Annotated in this window: 12 protein-coding genes; 9 read left to right on the top strand and 3 right to left on the bottom strand. The window is 58.2% G+C overall.

All coding sequences use genetic code 11. From position 1 onward, the window contains the following. Positions 1 to 124 precede the first annotated feature (124 nt). From HMPREF1206_RS05415 to HMPREF1206_RS05390, 6 genes are all read left to right on the top strand, one after another. On the top strand, positions 125 to 292 hold the full coding sequence (locus tag HMPREF1206_RS05415) for an antitoxin (RefSeq protein ID WP_016422348.1): 168 nt from the start codon (positions 125 to 127) through the stop codon (positions 290 to 292). Positions 293 to 542: 250 nt separating this feature from the next. Further along, positions 543 to 1532, top strand: a complete 990-nt coding sequence (locus HMPREF1206_RS05410) for an iron ABC transporter permease (protein WP_231367182.1) — start codon at positions 543 to 545, stop codon at positions 1530 to 1532. Continuing rightward, positions 1529 to 2389, top strand: coding sequence for an ABC transporter ATP-binding protein (locus HMPREF1206_RS05405; protein WP_016422346.1), 861 nt, complete (start codon positions 1529 to 1531; stop codon positions 2387 to 2389). Before HMPREF1206_RS05410 ends, HMPREF1206_RS05405 begins: the two co-directional genes overlap by 4 nt. A gap of 125 nt (positions 2390 to 2514) precedes the next feature. Continuing rightward, positions 2515 to 3540: an ABC transporter substrate-binding protein gene (locus tag HMPREF1206_RS05400; RefSeq protein ID WP_016422345.1), complete on the top strand. Its 1026-nt coding sequence runs from the start codon at positions 2515 to 2517 to the stop codon at positions 3538 to 3540. A gap of 117 nt (positions 3541 to 3657) precedes the next feature. Continuing rightward, entirely contained in the window at positions 3658 to 5376 is a 1719-nt protein-coding gene (locus HMPREF1206_RS05395; RefSeq protein ID WP_231367181.1) for an ABC transporter ATP-binding protein, read from the top strand. Position 5377: 1 nt separating this feature from the next. Further along, the gene (locus HMPREF1206_RS05390; RefSeq protein ID WP_016422343.1) at positions 5378 to 7186 is read left to right on the top strand and encodes an amino acid ABC transporter ATP-binding/permease protein; all 1809 of its coding nucleotides are present in this window, start codon (positions 5378 to 5380) and stop codon (positions 7184 to 7186) included. Positions 7187 to 7193: 7 nt separating this feature from the next. Here the strand turns inward: HMPREF1206_RS05390 and HMPREF1206_RS10800 are convergent, their stop codons facing one another. From HMPREF1206_RS10800 to HMPREF1206_RS05375, 3 genes are all read right to left on the bottom strand, one after another. Beyond that, entirely contained in the window at positions 7194 to 7838 is a 645-nt protein-coding gene (locus HMPREF1206_RS10800) for a bifunctional 2-polyprenyl-6-hydroxyphenol methylase/3-demethylubiquinol 3-O-methyltransferase UbiG (protein WP_052317809.1), read from the bottom strand. 104 nt (positions 7839 to 7942) lie between these two features. Next, positions 7943 to 9238: an alpha/beta fold hydrolase gene (locus HMPREF1206_RS05380; RefSeq protein WP_016422341.1), complete on the bottom strand. Its 1296-nt coding sequence runs from the start codon at positions 9236 to 9238 to the stop codon at positions 7943 to 7945. A 15-nt stretch (positions 9239 to 9253) separates the two neighbouring features. After that, the gene (locus HMPREF1206_RS05375; protein WP_016422340.1) at positions 9254 to 10348 is read right to left on the bottom strand and encodes a trimeric intracellular cation channel family protein; all 1095 of its coding nucleotides are present in this window, start codon (positions 10346 to 10348) and stop codon (positions 9254 to 9256) included. Between the two features lie 57 nt (positions 10349 to 10405). On the opposite strand from HMPREF1206_RS05375, the gene HMPREF1206_RS05370 reads away from it, so the two are divergent. From HMPREF1206_RS05370 to HMPREF1206_RS05360, 3 genes are all read left to right on the top strand, one after another. Beyond that, entirely contained in the window at positions 10406 to 11002 is a 597-nt protein-coding gene (locus HMPREF1206_RS05370) for an HD domain-containing protein (protein ID WP_016422339.1), read from the top strand. A 170-nt stretch (positions 11003 to 11172) separates the two neighbouring features. Then, positions 11173 to 12207 (top strand): NADP-dependent oxidoreductase, encoded by a 1035-nt coding sequence (locus HMPREF1206_RS05365; RefSeq protein WP_016422338.1) that lies wholly within the window; start codon positions 11173 to 11175, stop codon positions 12205 to 12207. 29 nt (positions 12208 to 12236) lie between these two features. Continuing rightward, positions 12237 to 12836: an LURP-one-related/scramblase family protein gene (locus HMPREF1206_RS05360; RefSeq protein WP_016422337.1), complete on the top strand. Its 600-nt coding sequence runs from the start codon at positions 12237 to 12239 to the stop codon at positions 12834 to 12836. Positions 12837 to 12865 lie beyond the last annotated feature (29 nt).

The following is a 12865-nucleotide window of genomic DNA, read 5'->3' as shown; positions in this document are numbered from 1 at the left end:
CCAGTCGAATCCCGGATTCGCTCCGTGAGTCCAAAACGGTCGCAACGTCGCCAATTCATCGGTACACTCTATGCCGCAAACGAAAAAACGCGAATAGACATTAAAAATGGAAGGAGTCTTCACCATGGGACTTATGGACAAGGCCAAGGAAGCACTGAGCAACGAAGAGAACACCGACAAGGTTCTGGACAAGGCTGAGCAGCTGGGCAAGGACAAGCTCGGCGAGGACAAGGCCGACCAGATCAAGAAGGTTCGCGACATGGCAGACGAGCGCCTGGGCGACAAGAAGTAAGCTACAGAGCTTCTTCACCCCGCATTAGCACCCTGTTTTCACAAGGGAGCTGGTGCGGGGTTTTGCTGTTCTTAGGGGACCCCACAGCCCCACCGACACGCCTTTATTGACAATTATTTTCAAATTGTCCATCATTAACCAAGTGAAAACTATTGTCGATAGAGCTTCTCTTCCGCGCACTCGAAAACAAAAACTTCGAGCCCGGCTCTTCGGCTTTCTACTTTTCCTGGCCGTCCCCGCCACAATCCTCTTGGCGATCTCCATAGGCCCCGCGGGAACAGGTTTCAGCAACGGCATCGTCGCGCTGCTCACCCCGCTCATCAAGACGCTTTCCGACGACCTCCCGGCTCTCAACCACCTTCTGCCAGAGATATCCCCTGCCACGCAATCACTTGTCTGGAGCATCCGGCTGCCCCGTGTCCTCCTTGCTGGACTGGTCGGTGCCTCGCTCGCTGTCGCAGGTGCAACCATGCAGGCAGTTTTTCGCAATCCGCTGGCCGAACCCGGTGTTACCGGTGTCTCCTCCGGTGCAGCAGTGGTAGCCGTCATTCTCATCGTCACTGGCGTGGCCGCGAAAGCACCGTGGGTTCTTTCGGCTGGCGCATTCATAGGCGCGTTGCTGGCTGTCATATTTGTCCAAATCGTCGCCGGTCTCAATGGCGGCAGTGGAGCAACCCTGTTGCTCGTCGGTATTGCACTCAACGCGTTCCTCGGCGCAGTCATCTCCGCCACCATCGCGAACGCGCCACACAGCGATGACGCTCAACAGGCCATGTTCTGGCTCAACGGCGATTTAACTGCTTCGAATTGGCAGGACATTGCACTGGCAGTCGGCCCCATTACCGTCGGCACGGTTATCTTGATGATGCTCATTCCCGAACTCAACCTGTTCCTCCTCGGCGAAGAACAGGCCGCTGCCACTGGTATGCGCACAGTGTGGATCCGGCAACTGCTGCTCGCCCTGGCTGCGTTAGTCACGGCAGCGGGCGTCGCTGTCACTGGCGTTATTTCCTTTGTCGGATTGGTCGTCCCGCACCTGATTCGCCTTGCCATCGGCCCCGATCACCGCAGCCTGCTGCCCATTTCTATGTGCCTCGGCGCAGTGTTTCTCATTCTCGCCGACCTCGTCGCCCGCAGTCTCTTTTCCCCAGTTGCTCTGCAAACTGGCACAGTCACCGCGTTCCTTGGCGCACCGGCGCTACTCGCGTTGATTCTTCGGCAAGGTGGCCGCCAGTCATGAGTCAGCAGACACAAAACCTCAGCGACCACGTCACTAAGCCAGACGCCGATAGCACCGCGCTGCTGCGGGCTACCGACCTCAGTGTCGGTTACCGCAATCGGACCGTCGTAAGTGGCGTGAACCTCGCTATTCGACCTGGCGAGGTCCACGGCATCATCGGTTCCAATGGCACCGGAAAATCCTCCTTGCTCCGTGCTATGGCGGGCATTGTGACACCGAGTTCGGGGCAGGTTGAGCTCCTCGGTGCGCCGCTGACGAAGCTTCGTGCCCACGAACGCGCCACCCGGTTGGCGTACCTGCCGCAGCACACACCGGCCGATGCCGCTATTGACGTTCGAACTGTCGTGGCACTCGGCAGGTACGCGCACCACCGTCGGCGTGACCGTTTCCGCAGTTCACTGAACTCCACGGACCACGACATCGTCGCCTATGCCCTCGACCGCGTTGGTGTCACCGCACTCGCCGACCGTCCCATCACGGCTCTGTCCGGCGGGCAGCGGCAATTGGTGTTCATCGCAAAGCTATTGGCACAACAGGCCAAGGTCATGCTTTTCGACGAACCCACTGCGGCCTTGGACATCGGGTTTCAGCTGGAAATCCTCGAGCTCCTCGGCGAGCTTGCCGACGAGGGCCACGGTATCGGAGTCGTCCTTCATGACCTCAACCTCGCGGCCCGCAGCTGCCACCGGCTCAGTGTGATTCACAACGGCGGATTGGAAGTCACTGGTTCCGCCGAAGAAGTGCTGACGCCTCCCCGAATAGATGCGATTTATCGCATCTCCAGCGCTGTCGATACCGATCCACATACCGGTTCGGTGCGAGTGACGGCGTTGGCTCGGGCTCGCCCGGCTGACTGATTGCGGCTGGCTGTTTCAGACTATCTGATTCAGACTGTCTGATTCAGACTGTCTGCTTCCAGCTAGCACCAACGCAACCGAAAATTCCCCAACAATCAAAACTCAACACTCAAGGAAGTACTTTCGTGTTTTCACCAACTTCTCCTATCTCGGCCTTGAAGCGAAACTCTAAAAAGACCTTCGCTCTGCCGTTGATTGCAGCACTCCCCCTCGCAGCGGTGGTCGCTTGTTCCACTTCGGAGGAGACGGCGCAGCAGCCGTCGTCAAGCGAAACTTCGACAAACCAGCAGGCGCAGTGGCCGCGTACTGTGCCCGTCGGCGACCACGACGTTACGGTGCAGAGCCAGCCGAAGCGCATCGTTGCACTGTCGACCGAGGTTGCGGATCTGGCGTTGGAACTGGTTGGGCCGGAGCGTGTCGTAGCCGTGACGAAGAATGCGCTCGATGAGAGCTCGGGTAATCAGGTTGAGCTGGCGCGTCAGGTGCCTAACGCGATTGCCAACTCCACGAAGCCGGATCCGGAGCAGATTCTGTCCTATGAGCCGGACATGGTGTTGATGACCAGCCGCCATGATCAGGAGCAGTCGGCAAGTGAGCTGCTGGGTGCCAGCGATGTCCCGACCGCGGCGTTTGCCAGCAGTGATTTCGCCTCGCCGAAGGCGCTGGCGGAGTCGGTGACCAAGCTCGGCAAGTTGCTCGGAGCCGAAGACAAGGCGGCCGAGATGGTTGCCAAGATTGAATCGGAAACCGAAGAGATTCTCTCGGAAATTGATTCCACAACTAAGCCAAAGACGCTGGTCCTGTTTGCCCGCGGTGGTCAGAAGATGATTATGGGCATGCAGTCGGCGACGACGAATCTCGTTGAGCTGGCCGGTGGCGAGCCGATTTCGCCAAAGGGCAAGCGCCCGGGTGCCGTTCCCGCTGATCCGGAAACAATTGTGCAGCTCAATCCGGATGTCATTTTGATCCAGGATTTCCACGGCCAGGGCAAGGCTCCATTCCAGGAATTGCTGGATAATCCGGCGCTTGCCGACGTCGCTGCGGTCAAGAATGATCGAGTGCAACTGATTGATGCGAAGACGACCTCTGGCACCGCCGGAATGCACATGCCCGATGGACTGCGTGAGATCGCTGACGCGCTGGCTAAATAGAAAATAGGTTTTCACGTCGCTATGTGGATTCATGAAGCACTGACTTCCCCACCCCGCCGAATGCACTGGGTTTTGTTATCCAGCTGGGGGCGCAGCTTTTTCTTCGCTCTCAGTGCCGTGTCTCTTGGACACGCGCTCGATGCTCTAAGCAGTTTGTACGGCGGTGTCGCAGACACCAGTGGCGGCAACTGGTTTGGGCAGTGGGGACTTCATGAATCCCTGTCCGCTGCAATTGTGGCGGTCATTCTGGGAAGCCTCTGTGCTTTTGTCACGGAGGCATTGCCACCACGGCTTGCTGGTGAGCAGGAAAAGCTGTGGCGCTCACATGTGGTTGGCAGTGTGCTGAAGCCGGAGTTTTCTGCTCCTGAACAGGCCCCAAAGCAGGCGCATGGAAGAGGGCACGGCTCCGGGAAAGCTGGTCACGCACACCGAAGCGCCTCCAACACTGGCGAGGGCCTACTCTTCGATGCCGCGACCACAAGCGTCGAACAGACCGCGAATTATCGAGCGACATTTCTCGCTCCCACGTTGGCCTCGTTTAGTGCTCCACTGATCATTTTGGCGGTGTGGGCTTTGTGGGTGGATACGAAAACCGCCTTGTGGTTGGCACTATTTTTCATTTCCACGCCGTTGATTATTATTGGTGCGGGAAAGATTCTGCGGAAATCCAATGCGACGTATCGCCGAAAGCAAGCGAAGGCCACGCATGCCTACTTGGAGATGCTCGAAGGGCTGGGAACATTCAAAGTTCTTGGAGCAATTGATCGAGTCATGGCACGTTTTGCCAGCCAAACTCGCACTGCGATGTCTGAGCTCACCGCCCTGCTCGCCCGCAATCAGCTGATGATCATTGTCAACGACGCGGTTTTTGGCATTGCAATGTCGACCACAGCAATCGGCCTTGTCCTGCTGCGTTTGCAGGCAGATGCAATCAGCGTTGGCACAGCCCTCGCAGGTGTTTTCCTATCCGTTCTGCTCTACGAGCCCGTCAATCGCGTCGGCCGCACTTTCTACATCGGACTCGGTGGGCGCACGCATCGAAATGGAATTGTGGAGGTATTCGGCGAGCCTGCAGCTGAAGCGTCCACAGCCGCAACAGCGCATTCCACCAAGGCCACCGCACCGCAGGCACCGGAAGTTGCTCTCCGCAATGTGAGCGTTGACGTCGGCGAAAAGCGCATTCTCTCCGATATCAACCTGACAATTCCAGCCGGCAGCAGAGTCGGCATCGTTGGCCCCAGCGGTTCTGGAAAGAGCACACTCCTGCGTGTACTCGCAGGTCTGCAGCCGCATTCCGGGGAAGTCTGCCTTGACGGCGACGCGCTTTCGACCCCGGAGTTGCTCGCCAACTCACTGCTCATCTCCCAGCAACCAGCCATCTTCGGCACCACCGTCGCGGATAATCTTCGCATCGCATGCCCGGACGCAACGGCCGTCGATATGCGAGAAGCACTTCGCGACGTGCACTTACTCACCGAAATCGAGCAGCGCCCTGGCGGTCTCGATTCGGAGGTCGGGGATCAGGGCAATTGGCTCTCAGGCGGGCAACGACGTCGCCTGGCCATGGCGCGTGGTCTGCTCGGCACCGCTTCGATTGTGCTTCTCGACGAGCCGACAGCGGACATCGATCGTCGGACGGAAGGTCTCATCAAGGAGTCCTTGACCCGCCTTGCTGAAGGACGAACGAGCATCATGGTCGCTCACCGCATGGAAGCGCTATCGGACGTTGATCTGGTCATTGTCGTCGCCGAAGGCCGGATCGTGGCTGCGGGCAAACCCGACCAACTGAGCACAAGCAATGAGTATTACGCACGAGCGCTGACCGAGGAGAGCTGACATGAACAACATCATCTGGTTGCTGCGCTTTTCCGCACAGGCTCGCGGAGCGCTCAGTGCATCTATCCTCGCACGCGTGGCTGGGCACATTCTGGGTGCATTGATGCTGGCTGTGCCCGCCTGGGCAATTGCCACAATTGCGCTGTCGAAGTGGGACGCAACCGACTCGTCGCAAAGCATGGGCATGCAGTGGACGTGGGCGGTCATTGGCGTGGTTGCAGGGCTGGCGCTGTTGAAAGCGATTCTGCGGTATGTCGAGCAGTACCTCGGGCATTTGGCGGCATTTCGACTGCTCGGCGAGCTGCGGCTGTGGATCGTCGAGCGTCTTATCCCGCAGGCGCCCGCGGTAACCGATGGGCTGGGTACTGCCAGGATTCACACAATTGCGATTCGTGATGTTGACCGAGTGGAAGTCTTCTTCGCGCACACAATTGCGCCCGCGGTGACGGCCGTACTGATTCCGCTGATGGCGGTCGTGACAGCGGCATTGACTGCCGGAGCCCTGCCTGCGATTGCTCTGACGCTGACCTTTGCGGTTGGTTTTGTGATTGCACTCGCAGGCTCTAAGAAGGCGACTGCGGAGGCTTCCGCAACGAACTCCACGCGCACGGACATTGCGCAGTACATTGCCGATACGCTGCGCCTTCGGGAGGAAATCCTCATCTACGGCGCAGCCGAGCAGCGGCTGCGGGGATTGCGTGAGCTCGATGAACAGCTTGCTCAGAAAATGCGTACAGGCGGCAAGCGGGCGGGCCTCCGTTCTGGTGCAACGGGACTTCGGATTTGGGGTGGCAGCATTGCCGTCTTTTGTGCTGGTATCCCGGCGCTTTCAGCCGACTACCGTATGCTCCCTGCTGTTTTGGTGACGACGTCCCTGGTGGCGGGAACTGCTTCATCAATGGATTCGATCGAGCGCCTAGCATCTTCTCTGCCAGCAGGACTCAATGCAGTCACTCGGATCAGGGAGCTGGCCGCGCAGCCGCCGACTGTGGAAGAACCGAAGACACCAGATGCGGAAACGTCCCTGTCCGAATCCACCAGCTCAGTCCCTGCCCTCGAACTGCGCGATGTCAGCTACCGCTACCCTGGCGCTGATCACCCCGCGCTGAGCGATATCAGTCTGCGCATTGCCACAGGGCAGTTCATCGGTGTGGTCGGACCAACCGGCTCGGGAAAGTCCACACTCTCCCGGTTAATCCAACGGCATGTCGATCCGGATGCGGGAGAGGTCATCATCAATGGCCACAATGCCCGTGACCTCGGCTCAACCAATGTCTGCCGAGCTGTTGTTGTCGCAGATCAGAATCCCTTTCTCATGGAGGCCACCGTCGCTGAGAATTTGTGTCTCGGCGCACCTGATGACTGCAAGGTTCCCGAATCGCTCATGCACTGGGCACTCGAACTCGCCGCCATCAACCCTGCTGAGATGCCGCTGGACAGGCCCATTGGCCGCCGCGCGCAGCGGCTCAGCGGTGGTCAGCGTCAACGTCTGGCGCTGGCCCGCACCTACCTACGCGCGGTACTTGCCGACGGCTCCGTGCCCCATGCACCCACCGCACACCTCGCCGGAAAGATTGTCATTTTCGACGAAGCTACCAGCCACCAGGATCCGCTGACGCAGGCTCGTATCGTGGACAATGCCCGCGCATGTGGCGCGACCTGCATCTTCATCGCACACCGACTTCAGACACTGGCCGAGGCCGATGACATCCTGGTCATCGAAAACGGCCAGCTCATCGAACGTGGCACGTATGACAACCTCTTGAGCGCCGACGGTGCCTTTGCTCGACTGGCGCGCGCCGAGGTCTAGGCTCCTTCTAGCTCTCCGCGCAGGTCTTCCGCAGCACCACCACGGTGTCGACAACGTTCTTGCCATCGATTTGCTTGACGACGTCACGCTGCGCCACCACCGCTTCGAGACTCTGCGGCTCGTGCGCAAAGAAATCAGTGACCTCATCCGCGCTGTAGAGCAGCTCGGGGTCTCCCGGGCCGTGGACTTCGTTGTCCGGATGGTGTGAGACTGAGACAAAGTAGCCACCCGGAGTGAGAGCCTCAGAGACGGCTCGCCAGAGGTTCTCCCTGTCCCTGCGCGGCAGGTGAATAAATGCGGCGACTACCAGCTCAAAGCTTCCTGCTTCCGGCTGCCAGTCTGTTAAGTCTTGCTGGACCAGGTTCGCAGAGAGCCCTTCAGCTGCCAACGCGGCTCCAGTGTGTTCGAGCCCGACGCTGGAGAAATCCATGCCGGTGACATCCCAGCCCTGGCTGGCTAACCACACCGTGTGACGGCCACGGCCACAGCCTAGGTCGAGCGCACGTGAGGGGTCGGAGAAACCTTTCCGGATTACCTCAACATGCTGCGCGATTGTCGGATTCGGTTCGCCGCCAAAGAAAGAGGGCGAACCGTCACTTGCGGCCTCGCGATCTGCGGTGAATTTCCCATCCCAGAACTCTGCTGTCGACATGCTCACCAGGATAGACGGCACCGAGAGGCAATGCTGGACTACATGAGGTTCTGCGGAGGTTTGAAGTTCTACGGGGAGAGAATCTCCACCGGCAAACTGGCATCCTAGTGATCCTCGACGAGCTCGCGGAGCCGCGCGAAGATGGCCGCGCCGTCGTGGCGAATACCGTCATGCTGGAATGCATTGGTCACATGTGGCCGCAGGTCCCGGTAGCAGTTGGCTGTCTCCATGGAGTACTCGAACGGCACGAAAATATCGTCGAGGTAAACCGCGGCTGCCGAGGTTGGGGCGTCGGCAAGCAAGCGTGCGGAATCATACGGCGAGCTTTCCCAGGTGTGCTGCGCAAATGCTTCCGCCTTTTCCTTGAAAGGAACGAGCGCGGGGTCCTCGTCGAATTGCCAGGGGAAAACGTGCTCACCGGTGAGGTAGAACGGCTCGTCTCCTGCAGGATTGGCCTTTTCTTCAAAACCTGGGATTTCCTCGCGAATACGGTGAGCTGCCCAATTAGTTGTGGGCTGGTTTCCGACGCCACCATAAATGGATTCGTGAATCGCGGCGTATAGCGGACCGTCGGCGAAACTCACGCGGGATCCTACATCGGCCAGAAAATCGGTGCGCGATTGCTTTTCGCCATTGCGAATGTGGAATGGCTCTTCCAACAAATACGCCAGATTGTGGAATCCATCTCCGCGGCCTAATTCAATTCCGATGGTGCGGAATCGGCGAGAACTCAGTCGCTCACCGGTGGGGAGAGTTTCTGCAGATTGCTCGAGGTGCGCGCAGATTTCTCGAATTCGGTTTTCGACCCACGGATACTCGCGATAAAAACGCTCGTGACGGGTGCGCAGCTTCGCATACGTCGTGCGATAAAGGTCGTCAGCACCACGGTCCAGAACAGGTAAACCGCCTGTGAGATAAGCGTGCTCCACGGATTCCGGATAGCAGCTGAGATACGAAGTAATACAAAACCCGCCAAAAGACTGGCCATACAGCGACCATTTGGCAATGCCCAAATGCTTTCGCAATGCCTCCGCGTCTTCGACGATGTATTCCTGACGCAATTGGGCAAGCCGCTCGGCCGGAACATCTGCAATATTGGCCGCATCAATTCGATGCGAGCGCCCAGTGCCGCGCTGATCCAGCAGGATGACGCGGAATTCCTTCAGCGCCTCACCGATTACTCCGCTGGCACCTACCGGACGCGGTGCCGGAAATCCCGGGCCGCCCTGCAAATAGACAATTGCCGGCGCATCCTCATTTCCTGGCGCATAGATTTCCCTGGCGAAAAGCTCAAATGTCGCGGCATTCGCAGCTTCGGTAAAAGGATCCCAGGGCACCTCAACGGTGTGTTCCTTAATAATGTACCCAAAATGCCTGCTTGCAGTACTCGTCGATGCCATGTCTCTGCCGCTCCTCTAATCCCGCTGCTCGTATTTCTTCATCAGCTTTGCGACGAGTAAATCGGTCGCCTCATCGTCCGCAAGAATTTGATCCAACATCTCCCGGTATTCCCGCTGCCGCAGTGCCGTATCTTCTCCGTAGTCATCATAGGAATCACCGGATAGGTCCACACCGAAATCGGATTCGTCGCTGTCATCCTGCACTGTCTCCTGCTGCGCCGTCGGCATGTGCAGATCCGCTGGGAAGTCCGCATTGAACTCCTCCAGGAATTCCTCCGCGTTGGCCTCGGCGTCGGAACGCGACACTCCCCTATCAACCTCAGCCTGAATGCGACGCTGCAGCGCTTTTTCCATCTGTCGGTGACGCCAGCTGCGGAGGCGTGCGGGCTCGAAACGTCGACCAACCTCGCGGCTCTTGCCCTCTGCTCGACGTGCGAGGACCGCAATCTGCGCCGCGGTGTCGTTCAGTGGCGCCCACTCCGAGTGTGCCGACACTCGCCAATTACCCCAGTACCCCAGCAGCGAAAGCAGGATGCTGACGATAGGACCAATGACCATGGACACGGCCATAAATCCCAAATGGTGGCCTCCGATGACAATGACCGCGCAAGCCACGGCCGGGATGACCGTGGGCTGGTTGCCGCCGAAAACAGCGGGTACTCGCCCGGTCACAATGTCGCGGATCATGGAACCACCAGTGGCGGTGAAAACGCCCATCATGATGCACGGCAGAATGGGCAGACCATACGTGACGCCTTTGACCGTTCCCGTAGCTGCCCAGAGTCCCGAGACCACAGCGTCACCGTGGACCTGAACGTATTCCCAGGTCTTTCCTTTGAAATAGAAAAATCGCGCAATGAGCGCACCAGTAAACGCCAGGATTAGGTACTCCGGCTGGCTCATTGCGGCGACGGTGCCCTGGTTAATCAGAACATCGCGAATCATGCCGCCCCCCAGTGCGGAGAACAGCGCAATAAAGAAGAACCCGATGATGTCGTAGCCTCGTTGCCGGGCGATGGTGCCACCGATGATGCCCATGAGCAGGACACCACTGACATCGGACCACCGGTACATCGACTCGATGAGCGGATCTACTTCTGCGACGTTCATGATGTTCAAGCTTAGACGCTGCTATTTTTCAAGCATCAACGAAAGGTCGGGATACCCATGCAAAACGCTGACACCTTTGCTTCAGCACGCCCCAGCAGCAGGCTCATGCGCGGCATCGCAACTGCTTCCCGCGCACACGATGGGCACTACCGAAAGGGCTCTGGCCTTCCCTATATCAGCCATCCGATGTCAGTGATGTTGATTGCGGCGAGCGTGACTAACGACGAAGACGTGCTGTTGGCAGCCCTCTTCCACGACATTTTGGAAGACGTGCCGGAAAACTACTCACGTGCCGAGATGGAAGATGAGTTCGGGCCTCGCGTGGTTGAGATCGTCGAGGGCGTCACCAAAGACTCTTCCCTGCCCTCGTGGCAGGAGCGTGCCGATGCCTACCTGGAGCAGCTTTCTCATGGCAGCGAGGAGTCCCTCATCGTGGCCGCTGCGGATAAGTTCCACAATCTCAGCCAGACTCTGGAGGATTTAGACCGCGATGGTCACGCTCTGTGGGACCGCTTTCGGTCTACTCCGAGCCAGCAACTGTGGTGGTACACAAGCGTCCGCAACGTGATTGCCGAACGACTGCCCGACATGCCTTTGCTAGCGGACCTGAGCGTTCTTATTGAGCGCCTCGATTCCTGGGTACAAGAGGCGTAACCTGCGTTTTTCCAATCGCTTTAAGTTATAAAAACATGTCTAGGCATAGCCTGAACCACTCCGGCAACGGTACAGTGGCAGCCTACGTGGCTCGGATATCTATCACGATATAGAGGCCACGCAACAACAATCTGACAATAGATCCAGGAATACGCAACAGGAGAAAAACAGTGACTTCCACTGATGCATCGTCCACAACCGAACTGCCCACCACCACTCAGCAGTGGGTTCTAGCTTCCCGACCGACCGGCCTGCCGACTGACGAGAATTTCCGCCTCGAGACCGTCGATTTGCCAGAGCTTAACGACGGCGACATTTTGGTAGCCAACTCGGTCGCTACCGTCGATCCCTACATGCGTGGCCGTATGAACGACACCAAGTCGTACGTTCCTCCTTTTCAGCTTGACCAGCCAATGACTGGCGGCGCTGTGGGCACTGTCCTTGCGTCCAAGTCGGATAAGTTCCAGGTTGGCGACGCTGTCCGCCACTCTTATGGCTGGCAGACCAATGCTGTTATTGCCGATTCCGAGGCAACACCGGTTGACCTGAACGTTGCACCGGCTGCTGCCTACCTGGGCATCCTTGGTCTTACTGGCCTTACTGCTTACGTTGGCCTGACTGCTGTCGGAGAGATGAAGGAAGGCGACGTCGTCTTTATCTCTGGCGCTGCTGGTGCGGTCGGCTCGGCTGCTGGTCAGTTTGCCAAGCAGATGGGCGCATCCCGTGTCATTGGTTCCGCCGGCTCGGACGAAAAGGTTGAGCGCCTACTCGAACTCGGCTTTGATGCCGCCTTCAACTACAACGACGGCCCGGTTGCAGAACAGCTGGCACAGGCAGCGCCGGAGGGCATCGACTTCTACTTCGACAACGTCGGTGGCGACCATCTCGAGGCAGCCATCGGCGCGATGCGCACCTTTGGCCGCGTTGCTATGTGTGGCGCAATCTCCCAGTACAACAACACTGGAGCGCCGACCGGACCACGTAACTTGGCTCTGGCGATTGGCAAGTGCATTACGCTGCGCGGCTTCGTCTTGGGCAAGTACCTGCACCTGGCAGGTGAATTCCAGGAGCGAATGGCTCCGCTGGTCGTCAGCGGTAAGGTCGCCTACGATGTCACCACTCGCCACGGTATCGAGAACATGCCAGCTGCATTCCTCGAACTGTTTAGCGGAGGCAATACCGGCAAGATGGTCGTAGAGTTCTAAATAACTGTCATCGAGTTTGGAGCTAATTCGTGAACACACAGAAACCTCGACTGCTTACGACCGACACACTGCTGATTCAAGAAACACGCAACGTTATGCGCAGTGAATACTCCATTTTCGATGACAACGGCACCCAGATTGCCCAAATTGCCCAAGCGGGATCACTGGGTCGCCGCATGTTGGGCATCGGTGTCAAGTACGACATCTTCGATGTGGACGAGGATGGCAAAGAGGGCGACAAGCTCCTCACCATCACCGACCCCGCGAACGTTTTCGGCGACACATACAAGGTTCTCACACCCAACGGCGCTAAGATCGCCACAGCCAAGACCAAACGATTCAGCCTAAAATCACGGCTAACTTTGTCCGTCAAAGGGCTTTCCGACGTCGATGTTGACGGCGGCTTCCGCGGTAAAAATTACGCACTGACCAGCAAGGGACGCCCGATTGCGAAGATTGACCGGAAGTACCGTGGTCTCAAAGGCGCTATTACCGGCAAGGACACGTACGCTCTGCATTTGGAGCCGAACTTGAACGAGGAAACGCGGGCTGCGGTGATCGGTACTGCGCTGGTTATTGACATTGTCAGGCGCAAGAACGATGAGGCTGTAGCGGTTAGTGTGAGCTAGTGCTTCCGCCTTGTTAAAGAACTGCCCTG

Source organism: Corynebacterium sp. HFH0082, from assembly GCF_000411235.1.
Classification (GTDB): domain Bacteria; phylum Actinomycetota; class Actinomycetes; order Mycobacteriales; family Mycobacteriaceae; genus Corynebacterium; species Corynebacterium jeikeium_D.
The sequence above is the reverse complement of the archived record's forward strand: the minus strand, read 5'-3'. Positions and strand labels throughout refer to the sequence as shown.